Genomic DNA, 16624 nt, shown 5'->3' with positions numbered 1-16624 from the left:
GTGCCCCCTGCCGGATCCCGGCAGGGGGCACAGAGGTATGCTGCATCCGTGCCTGAGCTGCCCGAAGTCGAAGTCGTACGACGCGGGTTGGAGCGCTGGGTCACCGGCCGCACCGTCTCCGAAGTGCAGGTGCTCCACCCCCGGGCGGTACGCCGCCACCTCGCCGGCGGTGAGGATTTCGCCGTACGCCTCAAGGGGCACCGCATCGGGGCCGCGCGCCGCCGCGGCAAGTACCTCTGGCTGCCGCTCGAAGACACCGCCGCGTCCGTCCTCGGACACCTCGGGATGAGCGGCCAGCTGCTCGTACAGCCGGAATCCGCCCCCGACGAGAAGCACCTGCGCATCCGCGTCCGCTTCGACGATGACTTCCGCACGGAGCTGCGCTTCGTCGACCAGCGCACCTTCGGCGGGCTCTCGCTGCACGACAATTCCCCCGACGGGCTCCCCGACGTCATCGCGCACATCGCGCGCGACCCGCTGGACCCGGCCTTCGACGACGCCGCGTTCTGTACGGCGCTGCGCCTGCGCCGTACGACCGTCAAGCGCGCCCTGCTCGACCAGTCGCTGATCAGCGGTGTCGGCAACATTTACGCCGACGAGGCGCTGTGGCGCGCGCGGCTGCACTACGAGCGCCCCACCTCGACCCTCACGCGCCCCCGCGCGGCCGAGCTCCTCGGCCATGCGCGGGACGTCATGAACGCCGCGCTCGCTGTCGGCGGCACCAGCTTCGACAGCCTGTACGTGAATGTGAACGGCGAGTCGGGCTACTTCGAGCGGTCCCTGGACGCGTACGGGCGTGAGGACGAACCGTGCCGCCGCTGCGGGACGGCGATGCGCCGGCGCCCCTGGATGAACCGCTCCAGCTACTTCTGCCCGCGCTGTCAGCGCCCTCCGCGCGTCTCGTCGTAACGCTCGCGCGCCGTCAGTACCTCCGGCATGCGTCCCTCGACCAGGTCGATCAGGGCGAGCAGCCGTTCCGCGATGTCCTGCCCCAGCGGCGTCAGCTCGTAGTCGACGCGGGGCGGGTTGGTCGGCTGCGCCTGCCTGCTGACGAGTCCGTCCCGCTCCAGCGCGTGCAGCGTCTGGGACAGCATCTTCTCGCTCACGCCCTCGACCCGGCGGCGCAGTTCATTGAAGCGGAGGGTGCCGCCCTCCTGTAGGGCGCCGATCGTCAGGCTGCCCCAGCGCCCCGTCACATCCTCCAGCGTGCCGCGCGACGGGCACAGCTTGGAGAACACGTCGAAGTCGGAGTCGCCGCAGGTCTGCTGCGCGGTGCTGTCCATGCGACCAGCATACTCGGGCGCAGCGCTAACCAATGGGTTGCGCTTTCTGAAAGTTAGTGTTTTTCTTCTGTCGCCAGTCACCGAGCAGAAGCACCGACGAGGAGACCGTCAGTCATGACCACCCCCGCTGTCCCGCCCGTAGTCTCGATCGCCTACCACTCCGGCTACGGCCACACCGCCGTCGTCGCCGAGGCCGTCCGCGCCGGAGCGGCCGACGCCGGAGCCACCGTTCATGTGATCAAGGTCGACGAGATCAGCGACGAGCAGTGGGAACTGCTCGACGCCTCCGACGCGATCGTCTTCGGCTCGCCCACCTACATGGGGACCGCGTCGGGCGCCTTCCACCAGTTCGCCGAGGATTCCTCTAAGCGCTGGTTCACGGACGCCTGGCACGACAAGCTGGCGAGCGGGATTCACCAACTCCGCCTCCAAGAGCGGCGACAAGCTGCACACCCTGCAGTTCTTCCAGACCCTCGCCGCACAGCACGCCATGCACTGGGTGAGCCTGGGCCTCAAGCCCGGCTGGAACTCCACCGAGGGTTCCGAGAACGACCTCAACCGCCTCGGGTTCTTCTCGGGCGCCGGCGCCCAGACCAACTCCGACGAGGGCCCCGAGGCCGTACACAAGGCGGACATCGCGACCGCCGAGCACCTCGGCCGCCGTATCGCGGAAACCGCCAAGGTCTTCGCGGCGGGCCGGGAAGCCGTCGCCGCCTGACCTTCCTGTACGGAAGGAGGCTCAGAAGCCGAAGTTCTGTGTCCACCAGGGGCCGCCGGGGCCCATGTGCACGCCGACGCCCAGGGTCTTGAAGTCGCAGTTCAGTATGTTCGCCCGGTGGCCTTCACTGTTCATCCAGGCGTCCATCACCGCCTGGGCGTCGGCCTGGCCGCGGGCGATGTTCTCGCCGCCCAGGCCGCTGATGCCCGCCTTTTCGGCGCGGTCCCAGGGGGTCGCCCCGTCCGGGTCGGTGTGGTCGAAGAAGTCGCGGGCGGCCATGTCCTGGCTGAAGTCCTCGGCCAGCGTGGACAGGAGGCCGTCCGTCCGGACCGGGGCGCAGCCGGCCGTCGCCCGCTCCTGGTTCACCAGGGCAACGACGGTGGCCTCGGCGGTGGCTTCGGAGCCGGAGCCGGAGCCGTTGCCGAGGCCCGGGATCTTGGCCGGGGGAGTGGGCACGGCGCGGTCGGGCTTGGGGCTCTGGCTCTGGCTTCTCTCGGGCGCGGCCGGCTTTTCGGTGCGGCGGTCCGGGGCGGCCGTCTTGCGCTCGGAAGGCTTCGCCGACGGCTCAGCGGACGGCTTCTGGGAGGGCTGCGTGGGCTTCGGCTTGGGCGAAGGGGACCCCGACGGCGCCGAGGGCGCCTGCGCACGTCCGGTGTCCTCGGCGGCGGGCGTCGTCGCCCGGTCCGTGGGCTCCACCGAGCTGCCGCCCTGCGTCTGGAGCTCGGGCGCGCCTTCGGTGCGCACCTGGTCACCCGAGCCGCCGCTGAAGGAGTAGTTGTCCCCGCCGGGAAGCAGCCCGGAGGTGACGGCCACCGCACCCATGGCCACGGCGGCGGAGACGCCGAGCAGCCCGGTGCGTACGGGCGCGGCCCGCTTCTTCCGGCGGCGCGTACCACCCTGATACCGGCCGGCCGGGGCGTCCGCGTGGTCTGCTGCTACGGGTCCGGCGGCGGAGCGACGATGGCGTCCCATCTGCTGTGCCTTCCTCAATGCTTACTCGACGTGGTCAACGTCAATGCGCCTCACCCGAATGAGTGAGGCCTCATTTCGTCGGGACTGTACGCCATGACGCGTGGGGGCGAAGTGCCTCGTGAGCAATTGGCCAGTTAGCGTGCAGTCATGAACGAAGATGTGCGGCTCACCGCCTGGGTACGCGGTCGAGTACAGGGAGTGGGCTTCCGCTGGTTCACCAGGGCAAACGCATTGGAAATCGGCGGCATCGCCGGCTTCGCCCTCAACCTGGACGACGGCCGGGTACAGGTGGTGGCGGAGGGACCGCGTGAGAATTGCCACCGTCTGCTGGAATGGCTGCGCTCGCCCGACACTCCCGGGAAGGTCGACGGAGTGACGGAGATCTGGGGCACACCGCGCGGCGGTTATACGGGCTTCGCGATCCGGTGATCAATCCCGGCGCGGGGCGCCACCGGCGCATTCCGCAGCTGCCCGTGGCAGGTGCCTGGGACAGAAACGACCTGGTGGTTGCCAAGAAACGCTTGTCGTGGAAAGCTGCCGACTACGGATGATCTCTACGCCCCCAGGGCCCCGCAGAAGAGGCGGCACCGCGCATTCCGCGGCTGCTCGCCCCCGGGCTGCCCAGCGATACGGGGCGTGATCGTGTTGACCGTCAAACTTTTTGGTGAGACTCTGGAAGCCCCGCGCACCTTAGCTGTTTGGCATTGAGAACAACAGAGATGACAAGCACCGCGGGTGCGATTCCCTCACGACCCACCACCGCTTCGGTCGGTCACTCAGTGTGGAGGACCATCCATCATGGCAAAGGCGCTTCTCGGTTACGTCGGCGGCTCCGACCCGCGACTCCTCGCCGAGATGCGACGGCTTCAGCAGCGCGTCCAGGATCTTGAATCCGAGCTCAACCGGATTCAGTCCGAGAACGACGCGCTCAGCGCCGCCGCTCACCACCGCGGAGATTCGCTGCTCGACAGCATCGACATCGACGTACCCCAGGCGGAGCCTGCGCTCACCTGACACGGTTCGTAGGAGAATCCGAGCCCGTCAGGCTGTCCGTATCAGCCGCTTGAGATCTGCATCAAGATCTACCAGCAAGACATTGCAAGGGACGCTTCGGCGTCCCTTCTTTTTTTGCGCCCCGTGTGTAGACCTCTTCCCTTACCGTCTGATGTGCCCTGCACCTTCAGAGGTGAAACCGGCGGTGAAAGGTAGAGTGCGGCGGTGCATCTCAAGGCCATGACTCTCCGCGGTTTCAAATCATTCGCATCGGCCACGACGCTGCGGTTCGAACCAGGGATCACCTGCGTCGTAGGCCCGAATGGCTCGGGCAAGTCCAACGTGGTGGACGCCCTGTCGTGGGTGATGGGAGAGCAGGGCGCGAAGTCGCTGCGCGGCGGCAAGATGGAGGACGTCATCTTCGCCGGGACGACCGGGCGGCCACCGCTCGGCCGCGCCGAGGTCTCGCTGACCATCGACAACTCCGACGGTGCGCTGCCCATCGAGTACGCCGAAGTCACCATTACGCGGATCATGTTCCGCAACGGCGGCAGCGAATATCAGATCAATGGCGATACGTGCCGACTGCTCGATATCCAGGAGTTGCTCTCCGACTCCGGGATAGGGCGGGAGATGCACGTGATCGTCGGGCAGGGCCAGCTCGACTCCGTACTGCATGCCGATCCGATGGGGCGCCGGGCGTTCATCGAGGAGGCCGCGGGAGTCCTCAAGCACCGCAAGCGGAAAGAGAAGGCGCTGCGGAAGCTGGACGCGATGCAGGCGAATCTCTCGCGCATACAGGACCTGACCAACGAACTGCGCCGGCAGCTCAAGCCGCTGGGGCGGCAGGCGGCGGTGGCGCGGCGGGCCGCCGTCATCCAGGCCGACCTGCGTGACTCCCGGCTGCGGCTGCTCGCCGACGACCTGGTGAAGCTGCGCGAAGCGCTGCGCGCGGAGATCGCCGACGAGGCGGCGCTCAAGGAGCGCAAGGACGCGGCGGAGGCGCAGCTGCGGGCCGCGCTCGCGCGGGAGGCGGAGCTGGAGGAAGAGGTACGCCGCCTCGCTCCGCGACTGCAGCGGGCGCAGCAGACCTGGTACGAACTGTCGCAGCTGGCGGAGCGGGTGCGGGGCACGGTTTCGCTGGCCGACGCTCGGGTGAAGAGCGCCACGACGGCCGCCCCCGAGGAGGAGCGGCGCGGGCGCGAGTTCAGAGACCCTGAAAGCATGGAGCGCGAGGCCGCGAAGATCCGCGAGCAGGAGGCGGAGCTCGAAGCCGCGCTGGAGGCGGCGCAGCGGGCGCTGGAGGACACGGTCGAGCACCGGGCCGGACTCGAACGGGAGCTGGCCGCCGAGGAACGCAGGCTGAAGGACGCGGCCCGGGCCATCGCCGACCGGCGCGAAGGGCTCGCCCGGTTGAACGGCCAGGTCAACGCGGCCCGTAGCAGGGCCGGTTCCGCCCAGGCGGAGATCGACCGGCTGGCCGCCGCGCACGAGGGCGCGCGGGAGCGGGCCGTCGCCGCACAGGAGGAGTACGAGCAGCTCAAGGCCGAGGTGGACGGGCTGGACGCGGGCGAGTCCGACCTGGCCGAACAGCACGAGGCGGCCAAACGCGACCTCGCCGAGGCGGAGGCCGACCTCACGGCGGCCCGGGAAGCGGCGACCTCCGCCGAGCGCCGCCGGGCGGCGACGTCGGCGCGGCACGACGCGCTGGCCCTGGGGCTGCGACGTAAGGACGGCACGGGCACACTGCTCGCCGCGCAGCCCCGGCTGACCGGCCTGCTGGGACCGGCGGCGGAACTCCTCACGGTGGCCCCCGGCTACGAGATCCCGGTGGCGGCGGCGCTGGGCGCGGCGGCCGACGCGATCGCGGTGACGGACCCGGCCACGGCCGCCGAAGCGATCCGCCTCCTGCGCAAACAGGACGCGGGCCGAGCGGTACTCCTGCCGGGCGCGCCGGCGGCCCCGGCGACCCCTGAGGCCCCGGCAGCCGCATGCGTCCCGGCGGGGACCGCGGTGCCGGCCGGGTGCGACGGGGATTCTGGTCACGCCTCGGCAGCCGTCGGCGCCTACGGGTCCGCAGCCGTCGGCGGTGTGCCGGACCAAGCGGGCGGCGCCGGAGTCGGCGTGCCGGCCGGGGCCGGGCACGGCGTGCCCGGGCAGGGGCGTGCGTATGGGCCGGGGGACGAAGCTGCCGGTGCCGGGGTGGAGCGTGCCGTGGTCGCCCCCCGGCAGGAGAGCGGTGCGGCCCCGGCTGTTGCCGATCTGGTGCGGGGGCCCGTTGAGCTGATGGCTGCCGTGCGGCGGCTGGTGCGGGACATGGTTGTCGTAGGGACGCTGGAAGACGCCGAGGATCTGGTTGCTGCTCGGCCCTCGCTGACCGCTGTCACCGCTGAGGGCGATGTTCTCGGGGCGTACTTCGCGCAAGGCGGGTCGGCCGGGGCGCCCAGCCTGCTGGAGGTGCAGGCCTCCGTCGACGAGGCCGCCGCCGAGCTGGAGGAGCTGGCCGTACGGTGCGAGGAGCTGGCCGGGGCGCAGCACCGGGCGCAGGAGCGGCGTACCACGTGTGTCGCGCTCGTCGAGGAGCTGGCCCAGCGGTGCCGGGCCGCCGACCGGGAGAAATCGGGCGTCGCGCAGCAGCTCGGGCGGCTCGCCGGGCAGGCGCGCGGCGCCGCCGGCGAGGCCGAGCGGTCGGCCGCTGCCGCCGCCAAGGCCCAGGAGGCGCTGGAGCGGGCCACGGAGGAGGCCCAGGAGCTGGCCGAGCGGTTGCTGGTGGCCGAGGAGGCGCCCGTACAGGAGGAGCCGGACACTTCCGTGCGCGACCGGCTCGCCGCCGACGGGGCCAACGCTCGCCAGACCGAGATGGAGGCCAGGCTCCAGGCCCGTACGCACGAGGAGCGGGTGAAGGGTCTCGCGGGGCGGGCGGACGCGCTCGACCGGGGGGCGCGCGCCGAGCGTGAGGCGAGGGCGCGCGCCGAACAGCGGCGCGCCCGGCTGCGCCACGAGGCCCAGGTGGCGGCGGCCGTCGCGTCCGGTGCGCGGCAGTTGCTGGCCCACGTCGAGGTCTCTCTCGTACGGGCCGACGAGGAGCGGGCCGCGGCTGAGGCGGCCAAGGCCGAGCGGGAGGGCGAGCTCGTGGCCGAGCGCGGTCGCGGCCGGGACCTCAAGGGCGAGCTCGACAAGCTGACGGACTCGGTCCACCGCGGCGAGGTGCTCGGCGCCGAGAAGCGGTTGCGCATCGAGCAGCTGGAGACCAAGGCGCTGGAGGAACTGGGCGTGGAACCGGCGGGACTGGTGGCGGAGTACGGGCCCGACCAGCCCGTACCGCCGTCGCCGCCCGCCGAGGGCGAGGAGGCGCCGGAGGATCCGCAGGACCCCCGCAACCAGCCGCGGCCGTTCGTGCGCGCGGAGCAGGAGAAGCGGCTCAGGGCGGCCGAACGGGCGTACCAGCAGCTCGGGAAGGTGAACCCGCTCGCCCTGGAGGAGTTCGCGGCCTTGGAGGAGCGCCACAAGTTCCTCTCCGAGCAGCTTGAAGACCTGAAGAAGACGCGCACCGACCTGATGCAGGTCATCAAGGAGGTCGACGAGCGCGTCGAGCAGGTCTTCAGCGAGGCGTTCCGGGACACGGCGCGGGAGTTCGAAGGGGTCTTCTCGCGGCTCTTCCCGGGCGGTGAGGGGCGGCTGATCCTGACGGATCCCGACAACATGCTCACCACGGGTGTCGATGTCGAGGCCAGACCGCCGGGCAAGAAGGTCAAGCGGCTGTCGCTGCTCTCCGGCGGTGAGCGGTCGCTGACGGCCGTCGCCATGCTGGTGTCGATCTTCAAGGCCAGGCCGAGCCCGTTCTACGTGATGGACGAGGTCGAGGCCGCGCTCGACGACACCAATCTCCAGCGGCTGATTCGGATCATGGAGGAGCTCCAGGAGAGCTCCCAGCTGATCGTGATCACTCACCAGAAGCGGACGATGGAGGTCGCCGACGCGCTGTACGGCGTGTCCATGCAGGGGGACGGCGTCTCCAAGGTCATCAGCCAGCGGCTTCGCTGAGAGGCTCGCCATAACCTTCAAAACTTGAACGCAAGGCGACATGTCCGGGCCGTGAATTTCACGTTCCCCACCTCTTGACTTCGAAACCTGAAGACATAGTCTCGGCAACGTCGTTTTTACCTTCAAGTGGTGCGCGGCGGGATGTCATGCCCCACTTGAAGTGCTTGCCCCCCACGCCAGGCGACGCGGCCAGGCACCAGGAGTTGATGTGACCAGCACTGCGAAACCACTGGCGTCCGGAGCCCGCGAGGCCCACCCGGACCACCTCGGCCACGTCATCTTCATCACGGCGGCAGCCGCCATGGGCGGCTTCCTCTTCGGCTACGACAGCTCGGTGATCAACGGCGCCGTCGAAGGCATCCGCGGCAAGTACGACGTGGGATCCGGCACCCTCGCCCAGGTCATCGCCATCGCCCTGATCGGCTGTGCCATCGGCGCCGCCACCGCGGGCCGCATCGCCGACCGCATCGGCCGGATCCGCGTCATGCAGATCGCGGCCGCACTGTTCACCATCAGCGCCGTCGGCTCAGCGCTGCCGTTCGCCCTGTACGACCTGGCCTTCTGGCGCGTGCTCGGCGGCATCGCCATCGGTATGGCCTCGGTCATCGGCCCGGCGTACATCGCCGAGGTCGCCCCGCCGGCGTACCGCGGCCGCCTCGGCGCCTTCCAGCAGGCCGCCATCGTCATCGGCATCGCCGTCTCCCAGCTCGTCAACTGGGGCATCCTCAACCTCGCCGACGGCGACCAGCGCGGCAAGCTGCTCGGCATCGAGGCCTGGCAGGTCATGCTCGGCGTGATGGTGGTCCCGGCCGTCTTCTACGGTCTGCTCTCCTTCGCCATCCCCGAGTCGCCGCGCTTCCTGATCTCCGTCGGCAAGGTCGACAAGGCCAAGGAGATCCTGGCCGACGTCGAGGGCAAGAACATCGACCTCGACCTGCGCGTCGCCGAGATCGAGCACGCGATGCGCAGCGAGCACAAGTCCACCTTCAAGGACCTGCTCGGCAGCCGCTTCGGCTTCCTGCCCATCGTCTGGGTCGGCATCGGCCTCTCGGTCTTCCAGCAGCTGGTCGGCATCAACGTCGCCTTCTACTACTCCGCGACGCTGTGGCAGTCCGTCGGCATCAACCCGAGCGACTCCTTCTTCTACTCGTTCACCACGTCGATCATCAACATCGTCGGCACCGTGATCGCCATGATCTTCGTCGACCGCATCGGCCGCAGGCCGCTCGCGCTCATCGGCTCGACCGGTATGGCGCTCGCCCTCGCCTTCGAGGCCTGGGCCTTCTCCGCGAACCTGATCGACGGCAAGCTGCCGCACACCGAGGGCATCGTCGCGCTGATCGCCGCCCACGTCTTCGTGCTCTTCTTCGCCCTCTCGTGGGGTGTCGTCGTCTGGGTCTTCCTCGGTGAGATGTTCCCGAACCGGCTGCGCGCCGCCGCGCTCGGCGTCGCCGCCTCCGCGCAGTGGATCGCCAACTGGGCGATCACCGCGAGCTTCCCGAGCCTCTCCGAGTGGAACCTCTCGGGGACGTACGTGATCTACACATTCTTCGCCGTGCTCTCGATCCCCTTCATGCTCAAGTTCGTGAAGGAGACCAAGGGCAAGGCGTTGGAGGAGATGGGCTAAACCCCCGCTGCCCCGCTCCTCGAACGCGGTACTGCCCCGGCTCACCCATTGAGCCGGGGCAGTACGTTTTCGCAGAACAGATGGAGGCTTCGCCAGCCCTCGTCCACCGGCATGCCGCCGCACAGCGGATGCAGTACGAGACTGTCGGCGGCCAGCGCCACGCACTCGTCCGGCGTCACGACGCGGTAGACCCCCTCCTCGCGCAGCTCCTCGACGCTGGTCGCCCGCGAGCGTACGGCCGACTTGATGTCCTTGGACTGCCAGGAGGCGTACGTCTGCGCCTCGTGCAGGAAGTGCTCGCCGTACTCGGCCCACGTACGGTCCGGATCCTCCGCGACATGCAGCAGCGGCGTCTCGGCCGCCGGCATCATGCAGAAGCCTTCGGTCCCGGACTCCGCCCGTCGCGCGTGGTAGTACGACTCCAGCTCGGGCAGGTGCGCGCTCGGGAAGAACGGCAACCCGAGCCGCGCCGCGCGCCGGGCCGCCGCCTGCGAGGACCCGCCGACCAGCAGGAGCGGATGCGGCTGGGTGTACGGACGCGGCGTGACGCGCACGGTCCTGCCCCGGTACGGGAACGGCTCGCCGGTCCACGCCAGCAGCAGCGTTTCGAGCACCTCGTCCTGGAGCCTGCCGCGCCGCCCCCAGTCGACGCCCAACTGCTCGTACTCCTCCGGCCGGTAGCCGATGCCCGCGACCGTGACCAGGCGTCCCTTGCCGATCAGGTCGAGTACGGCGATGTCCTCGGCCAGCCGCAGCGGCTCGTACAGCGGACCGATGATCGCGGAGACGGTGACGGTGATGCGCCGGGTCGCGCCCAGGACCGAGCCGGCGAAGACGAAGGGGGAGGGCAGCCAGCCGTTGGCGGTGCCGTGGTGCTCCTCGGTCTGGACGGTGTCGAGGCCGCGGTCGTCGGCGTACGCGGCCATCTCCAGCGCGGCGCGATAGCGGGCGGCGTGCGTGTCGGGGGTCGCGTCCGGATCGACGAGATTGAAGCGGACCACTGTGAAGGCCATGACGAAACGTCCCCCTCCGCCGGGTGTCGATGTGGCGAAGGGGGACGTTAGTTGACGTTACGTCAGTTGGACAGGCTTCCGACGCGCTCGGGCTGCGGCGCCTCGGCCTCCGGCTCCGGCTGTGGCACCGGCTTCGTCCTCGGCAGCACCGCGTACAGCACCGCCGCCACGACGACCGTCGCCGCCCAGCCCAGGCCGTTGCGCCCGATCCAGGAACCGGCGAGCGGCCCGGCGAACCAGTCGACCTTGGTGAACAGCAGGCCCGCCACCAGCGCGACGCCCCACGCCGTCATGGCCTGCCAGGCGAAACCGCCCCGGTACCAGTAACCACTGGTGCGGGTGGTGTCCATGAGCGCCTCACCGTCGTACGTACGACGGCTCAGCATGTCCACCCCGAAGACGCCGATCCACGCCGAGAACGCCACGGCCAGCAGCGTCAGGAAGGAGATGAACGAACCGAAGAAGCTCGTCGCCACCACCATGAGCAGGAAGCCGAAGATCAGGCTGATGATCGCGTTCACGCTCACGGCCCAGGCGCGCGACACGTTGATGCCCAGCGTCTGCGCGGTGAAGCCGGCCGAGTACATCGACATCGAGTTGATCAGCAGCATGCCGATCAGGGCGATCAGCAGGTACGGAACGGCGATCCAGGTCGGCAGCAGCTCGCCGATGAACGACACCGGGTCGGTGGCCGACGCCAGGTCCGGCGTACTGACGGCCATGACCGCACCCATCAGGACCATGGGCAGGACGACGACGCCCGCGCCACCGATGGTCGCGGCGACCAGGCCCTTGCCCGACGCCGTACGCGGAAGGTAGCGGGTGAAGTCGGGGCCGGAGGGGACCCAGCTGATGCCGCCGGCCGCGATGGTGCCGATGCCCGCGATCATCATCGCGGTCGAGCCGGCCGGCTTGGCGAACACGGCGGACCAGTCGGTGCCGGCGATCAGGTAGACCAGCACGAGCACGCTGAAGGCGCCGAAGAGATACGTCGACCAGGTGCTGCACCGGCGCAGGGCGTTGATGCCGAGGCCCGATACGAGGAAGGTGCAGCCGACGAAGAGCAGCAGCGTCACGACGATGAGCACGGTGTTGCTCTTGATGCCGAAGAGCAGATCGAGGACCGTCAGGACGGCGTACGCACCCGTCACCGCGTTGATCGTTTCCCAGCCCCAGCGCGCGACCCAGATCAGCGAGCCGGGGAAGAGATTGCCCCGCTGACCGAACACCGCCCTGGAGAGCGCCATGCCCGGGGATCCGCCGCGCTTGCCCGCGATCGAGATCAGGCCGACGAGCCCGTACGAGACGACGGGCGCCGCGACGGCCACGGCCAGTACCTGCCAGATGTTCAGGCCGTTGAAGACGACCAGGCCGGCGCCCATGGTGAGCAGGAGCACGCTGATGTTGGCGGCGACCCAGGTGGGGAAGAGTTCACGGACGCGGCCCGAGCGCTCGCTGTCGGGGACGGGCTCAAGACCGCGGGTCTCTATCGCGCCCTCGGACTCCGGGGCGGACGTTTCAGGCATGGTGGAACTCCGTGCAGGGGTGGGGGGAACGAACAGCATCTTACGGGCACACCTGCGTGCGGTCCCCCCAAAAGGTCCAAATCCTACGCAAGGCCCTCGTGTGAGCCTCCGACAAGGCTCTGCGTCGCGGCTGTGGCTGATACTGGGTGGGTTATGGAAATCCTCATTCTTGCTGTAGTCATCGCCCTGGTCGCGATCGGCGCCATCAGCGGGCTCGTGGTCAGCAGCCGCAAGAAGAAGCAGCTGCCGCCCCAGGCGCCGCCGACCACGCCGACCATCACCGCTCCGCCCGCCGAACCGCAGGTCGGCGAGGACGCGGCGCCACCGCGCGACGAAGCGCGCCGGACCATCGAGGAGGTGGGCCTCCCCGACGCGTCGACCGCCGTCGAGGAGCCCGTCGCCGTCGAGGACCCGGTCGTCGCCGAACCCGTCGCGCCCGAGATCGAGATCCCCGAGCCCACCGCCGGCCGCCTGGTGCGGCTGCGCGCCCGGCTCGCCCGCTCGCAGAACACGCTCGGCAAGGGTCTGCTGACCCTGCTCTCCCGCGAACACCTCGACGAGGACACCTGGGAGGAGATCGAGGACACGCTGCTCACCGCGGACGTCGGCGTCGCCCCGACCCAGGAACTGGTCGAGCGGCTGCGTGAGCGCGTACGGGTGCTCGGCACGCGTACGCCGGACGAGCTGCGCGGGCTGCTCCGCGAGGAGCTGCTGAACCTGCTCGGTACGGACATGGACCGCGCGGTCAAGACCGAGAGCGCCACCGACGTCCCGGGCATCGTCATGGTCGTCGGCGTCAACGGCACCGGCAAGACCACGACCACGGGCAAGCTCGCCCGTGTGCTGGTGGCCGACGGGCGCAGCGTGGTGCTGGGCGCGGCGGACACGTTCCGCGCGGCCGCCACCGACCAGCTCCAGACCTGGGGCGACCGGGTCGGCGCGCGCACGGTGCGCGGGCCCGAGGGCGGCGACCCGGCGTCGGTCGCCTTCGACGCGGTGAAGGAAGGTATCGCCGAGGGCGCGGACGTCGTACTCATCGACACGGCGGGCCGCCTGCACACCAAGGCCGGGCTCATGGACGAGCTCGGCAAGGTCAAGCGGGTCGTGGAGAAGCACGGGCCGCTGGACGAGGTGCTGCTGGTGCTGGACGCGACGACCGGGCAGAACGGTCTGGTGCAGGCGCGGGTGTTCGCGGAGGTCGTGGACATCACCGGGATCGTGCTGACGAAGCTGGACGGCACGGCGAAGGGGGGCATCGTGATCGCGGTGCAGCGCGAGCTGGGCGTGCCGGTGAAGCTGATCGGCCTCGGCGAGGGCGCGGACGACCTGGCGCCGTTCGAGCCGGAGGCGTTCGTGGACGCCCTGATCGGCGACTAGGGCGGGCGGGGCGCCTGCGGGGCGGCTCCGCCGCGTGAGGGGCGCTGCCCCAGTCCCCCGGTCCTCAAGCGCCGGACGGGCTGGAGTGGGCCGGGGGTAGCTGGGGCGCTGCCCCAGACCCCGCTCCTCAAACGCCGGAGGGGCTGGATGGTGCCGCTGAGCGGGGATGTGTCCGTTGCGAGGCAAATCCAGCTCGCGCCGGCAAATCCAGCCCGTCCGGCGTTTGAGGACACGCCCGCAGGGCGTCTGTGTGGTCTGGGGGCTGGGGCTTGCCCCTCACGCGGCGAAGCCGCAAAGTGTCACAGCGGGAAGGGGCGGGTAGGGGAAAAGGCAACGCCCTACGTCGGAGACCGGTGCGCCACATACGCCAGCGTCCCCAGCAGCAACCTCGCCGGCGGCGGCGACTGGGCCGTGTCCAGGGAGGGCGGACGAAGCCAGCGCACCGGCCCGAGGCCGGCCAGATCGGACGGCGGCGCCGTGATGTGGTCGCCGGGACCGAGGCCGCGCAGGTCCAGGTCCGCGTCGTCCCACCCCATCCGGTAGAGAAGGCGGGGGAGCTCCGACGCGGCACCCGGCGCGACGAAGAAATGCGCCCGCCCGTCAGGAGTCGCGGCCACCGGTCCCACCGGCAGCCCCATCCGCTCCAGCCGTACGAGTGCCCGCCGCCCCGCGGCCTCGGCGACCTCGATGACATCGAACGTACGCCCGACGGGCAGCAGCACCGACGCCCCCGGGAAGCCGGACCACGTCTTCGTCACCTCGTCGAGGGTCGCACCCGCCGGTACCTCGGGCGCGAAGCCCAGCGGGTGAGCCCCCGGCGCCCGGCACGACGTATCGCCGCACGAGCACTCCCGCACCGCGGATCCCGTTGCCGAGGCTCTGGCGCCCGGCACGGCCGCCCAGCCCCACAGCCCGGTGTACTCAGCCACCGTTGTGCAGTCCGACATGCGGCCGCGGCGCCGTGAGCCGGACCGCGTCTCCCGGCCGATCGTGAAGCCCATGCCCCCTCCAACGGGTCCGGTGCACCGGTGGTTACGTCTTGGAGTCAATCTGTGACGCTGTGCTTCCGTCGAGGTGGTCCACGGCGGCGCACAGAGGCATAAGAGGTGGTGCGGACCGGACCGAGCGCCCCGGCGCACACCGCTCCGCCGACTCCCGATCGGCGTGTGTCAAGTGAATCGCGCCCGGCGTTGGAGGAGTTCATCCGTTGGGGTGGCGAATGGTGGCGTTTCTGGAATCGCCATGGCCGGAGGGGTGATCGTAGGATTACTTTGAGTACACGAACCTCGGAATGGCCGCGCATGTGGGTATGCCGGAGGCAAGCCGGTTTCCTGTTCGAGGGGGCGCATCCCGGGGACAGCAGGCCGCAAGTCACGGCATTCTGTTTGAGGTTCGGGGCAACGAGGCAAAGAGGCTTCAGCGGGATGGGGGCGTTCCAGTGAGCGGCAGTGGCGCAGGCGGTACGAACGCTGGGAAGCGCCCGAACGAGCAGCTGGGCTCGTGGTTCGTGCGCAGCGGCTGGTCCAAGGGTGAGCTCGCACGCCAGGTGAACCGCAGGGCGCGCCAGATGGGCGCCCACCACATCAGCACGGACACCTCACGGGTCCGCCGCTGGCTGGACGGCGAGCAGCCGCGCGAGCCGATTCCGCGCATCCTCTCCGAGCTCTTCTCCGAGCGCTTCGGCAGCGTCGTCGCCGTGGAGGACCTCGGGCTGCGCTCCGCGCACCAGTCACCCTCGGTGTCCGGCGTCGATCTGCCCTGGGCGGGCCCGCAGACCGTCGCGCTGCTCAGCGAGTTCTCGCGCAGCGACCTGATGCTCGCCCGGCGCGGCTTCCTCGGCACCTCGCTCGCGCTCGCCGCGGGACCTGCCCTCATCGAGCCCATGCAGCGCTGGCTCGTGCCGGCGCCCCCCGGTGAGCCCGGCCGTCCGGAATCCGCCGCGGCCGCGCGGCGGCCGTCCCGGCTCTCACGGCCGGAGCTCGACCTGCTGGAGTCCACGACCGTGATGTTCCGCCAGTGGGACGCCCAGTGCGGCGGCGGACTGCGGCGCAAGGCGGTCGTCGGACAGCTCCACGAGGTGACGGACCTGCTCCAGGAGCCCCAGCCCGAGGCCACGTCCAAGCGGCTCTTCAAATGCGCCGCGGAGCTGGCCGAGCTGGCCGGCTGGATGAGTTACGACGTCGGACTCCAGCCCACAGCCCAGAAGTACTTCGTCCTCGCCCTGCACGCCGCCAAGGAGGCGGGCGACAAGCCCTTCGGGTCGTACGTCCTGTCGAGCATGAGCCGGCAGATGATCCACCTCGGCCGCCCCGACGACGCACTGGAGCTCATCCACCTGGCGCAGTACGGCAGCCGCGACTGCGCCACCCCCAGGACCCAGGCCATGCTGTATGCGATGGAGGCCCGCGCCTACGCCAACATCGGCCAGCCCAGCAAGTGCAAACGTGCCGTGCGGATGGCCGAGGACACCTTCGCCGACGCGGGCCTGGACGGCGAGCCCGAGCCCGACTGGATCCGCTTCTTCTCCGAGGCCGAGCTCAACGGCGAGAACGCCCACTCCTACCGCGACCTGGCCTACGTCGCCGGCCGCAGTCCCACGTACGCCTCGCTCTCCGAGCCCGTCATGGAGCGCGCGGTCGAGCTCTTCGGCAAGGACGACGAGCACCAGCGGTCGTACGCACTCAACCTCATCGGCATGGCCACCGTGCACCTGCTGAAGCGAGAGCCCGAGCAGTCCGTCGTACTGGCCGAAAAGGCACTCGGTGTCGCCAGGCGCGTGCGCTCCGAGCGGGTCAACACCCGGCTCCGCAAGACCGTCGACACCGCCGCCAGGGACTTCGGCGACGTGGCCCAGGTCCTCGACCTCACCGACCAGCTCGCAGCCCAGCTGCCCGAAGCCGCGGAAGCGGTCTGAGGGCCCGGCCGGCGGCCGCCACAGACGCCGGTCGCGACAGCCACCCCGTGAAGCCGACTCGGCTCCCCCACCGCCAGGTCAACGGGTAGCCGTCGCGGCCGGTTTTGGCTGTGCGGGCGCTCCCGTACATGACGTGGGCCGAGGGTATCGGCGGCTC

General features: G+C 70.2%; 12 protein-coding genes and 1 pseudogene. 8 read left to right on the top strand and 5 right to left on the bottom strand.

Features of this window, described 5'->3' with window-relative positions; all coding sequences use genetic code 11:
- The first annotated feature begins 48 nt into the window (after positions 1-48).
- Positions 49-909 (top strand): bifunctional DNA-formamidopyrimidine glycosylase/DNA-(apurinic or apyrimidinic site) lyase, encoded by an 861-nt coding sequence (mutM, locus tag ABZX79_RS18570; RefSeq protein ID WP_355258234.1) that lies wholly within the window; start codon positions 49-51, stop codon positions 907-909.
- Here mutM and ABZX79_RS18565 read toward each other — a convergent pair.
- Entirely contained in the window at positions 882-1283 is a 402-nt protein-coding gene (locus ABZX79_RS18565; protein WP_355258231.1) for a helix-turn-helix domain-containing protein, read from the bottom strand. The two genes, mutM and ABZX79_RS18565, sit on opposite strands and share 28 nt — an antisense overlap.
- A 114-nt stretch (positions 1284-1397) precedes the next feature.
- Here ABZX79_RS18565 and ABZX79_RS18560 point away from each other — a divergent pair.
- Positions 1398-2001: pseudogene (locus ABZX79_RS18560) on the top strand (flavodoxin family protein).
- Between the two features lie 21 nt (positions 2002-2022).
- Here the strand turns inward: ABZX79_RS18560 and ABZX79_RS18555 are convergent.
- A complete protein-coding gene (locus ABZX79_RS18555; protein WP_355258228.1) occupies positions 2023-2973 on the bottom strand; it encodes a CAP domain-containing protein in 951 nt (316 codons plus the stop codon).
- Positions 2974-3120: 147 nt separating this feature from the next.
- Here ABZX79_RS18555 and ABZX79_RS18550 point away from each other — a divergent pair, with 147 nt between their 5' ends.
- The 4 genes from ABZX79_RS18550 to ABZX79_RS18535 all read left to right on the top strand — a co-directional run bounded on the left by ABZX79_RS18550 (position 3121) and on the right by ABZX79_RS18535 (position 9637).
- Positions 3121-3402, top strand: coding sequence for an acylphosphatase (locus ABZX79_RS18550; protein WP_355258226.1), 282 nt, complete (start codon positions 3121-3123; stop codon positions 3400-3402).
- A gap of 369 nt (positions 3403-3771) precedes the next feature.
- Positions 3772-3987, top strand: coding sequence for a hypothetical protein (locus tag ABZX79_RS18545; RefSeq protein WP_028814575.1), 216 nt, complete (start codon positions 3772-3774; stop codon positions 3985-3987).
- 204 nt (positions 3988-4191) lie between these two features.
- A complete protein-coding gene (locus ABZX79_RS18540; protein WP_355258222.1) occupies positions 4192-8010 on the top strand; it encodes an AAA family ATPase in 3819 nt (1272 codons plus the stop codon).
- A gap of 208 nt (positions 8011-8218) precedes the next feature.
- Positions 8219-9637 (top strand): sugar porter family MFS transporter, encoded by a 1419-nt coding sequence (locus tag ABZX79_RS18535; RefSeq protein ID WP_355258219.1) that lies wholly within the window; start codon positions 8219-8221, stop codon positions 9635-9637.
- Between the two features lie 41 nt (positions 9638-9678).
- On the opposite strand, the gene ABZX79_RS18530 is transcribed toward ABZX79_RS18535, so the two are convergent.
- Together ABZX79_RS18530 and ABZX79_RS18525 are read right to left on the bottom strand one after the other, a co-directional pair.
- On the bottom strand, positions 9679-10650 hold the full coding sequence (locus tag ABZX79_RS18530; RefSeq protein ID WP_355258216.1) for an LLM class flavin-dependent oxidoreductase: 972 nt from the start codon (positions 10648-10650) through the stop codon (positions 9679-9681).
- 62 nt (positions 10651-10712) lie between these two features.
- Positions 10713-12176: a cytosine permease gene (locus ABZX79_RS18525; protein ID WP_355258213.1), complete on the bottom strand. Its 1464-nt coding sequence runs from the start codon at positions 12174-12176 to the stop codon at positions 10713-10715.
- Positions 12177-12329: 153 nt separating this feature from the next.
- On the opposite strand from ABZX79_RS18525, the gene ftsY reads away from it, so the two are divergent.
- The gene (gene ftsY, locus ABZX79_RS18520) at positions 12330-13553 is read left to right on the top strand and encodes a signal recognition particle-docking protein FtsY (RefSeq protein WP_355258210.1); all 1224 of its coding nucleotides are present in this window, start codon (positions 12330-12332) and stop codon (positions 13551-13553) included.
- A 338-nt stretch (positions 13554-13891) separates the two neighbouring features.
- Here ftsY and ABZX79_RS18515 read toward each other — a convergent pair whose 3' ends face one another.
- Positions 13892-14554 (bottom strand): bifunctional DNA primase/polymerase, encoded by a 663-nt coding sequence (locus tag ABZX79_RS18515; protein ID WP_355258208.1) that lies wholly within the window; start codon positions 14552-14554, stop codon positions 13892-13894.
- Between the two features lie 437 nt (positions 14555-14991).
- On the opposite strand from ABZX79_RS18515, the gene ABZX79_RS18510 reads away from it, so the two are divergent.
- Positions 14992-16467, top strand: a complete 1476-nt coding sequence (locus ABZX79_RS18510) for a hypothetical protein (protein WP_355258205.1) — start codon at positions 14992-14994, stop codon at positions 16465-16467.
- Positions 16468-16624 lie beyond the last annotated feature (157 nt).

It is taken from the genome of Streptomyces sp. NPDC002994, assembly GCF_040611155.1.
Lineage (GTDB): Bacteria > Actinomycetota > Actinomycetes > Streptomycetales > Streptomycetaceae > Streptomyces.
Note: the sequence above shows the minus strand (reverse complement) of the source record. Positions and strands in the feature narration are given on the sequence as shown.

Bases quoted from the DNA above. Each gene is read 5' to 3' on its own strand.
- ABZX79_RS18565 (WP_355258231.1), bottom strand. From the start codon at position 1,283: ATGGACAGCACCGCGCAGCAGACCTGCGGCGACTCCGACTTCGACGTG.
- ABZX79_RS18555 (WP_355258228.1), bottom strand. From the start codon at position 2,973: ATGGGACGCCATCGTCGCTCCGCCGCCGGACCCGTAGCAGCAGACCAC.
- ABZX79_RS18550 (WP_355258226.1), top strand. From the start codon at position 3,121: ATGAACGAAGATGTGCGGCTCACCGCCTGGGTACGCGGTCGAGTACAG.
- ABZX79_RS18545 (WP_028814575.1), top strand. From the start codon at position 3,772: ATGGCAAAGGCGCTTCTCGGTTACGTCGGCGGCTCCGACCCGCGACTC.
- ABZX79_RS18530 (WP_355258216.1), bottom strand. From the start codon at position 10,650: ATGGCCTTCACAGTGGTCCGCTTCAATCTCGTCGATCCGGACGCGACC.
- ABZX79_RS18525 (WP_355258213.1), bottom strand. From the start codon at position 12,176: ATGCCTGAAACGTCCGCCCCGGAGTCCGAGGGCGCGATAGAGACCCGC.
- ftsY (WP_355258210.1), top strand. From the start codon at position 12,330: ATGGAAATCCTCATTCTTGCTGTAGTCATCGCCCTGGTCGCGATCGGC.
- ABZX79_RS18515 (WP_355258208.1), bottom strand. From the start codon at position 14,554: ATGGGCTTCACGATCGGCCGGGAGACGCGGTCCGGCTCACGGCGCCGC.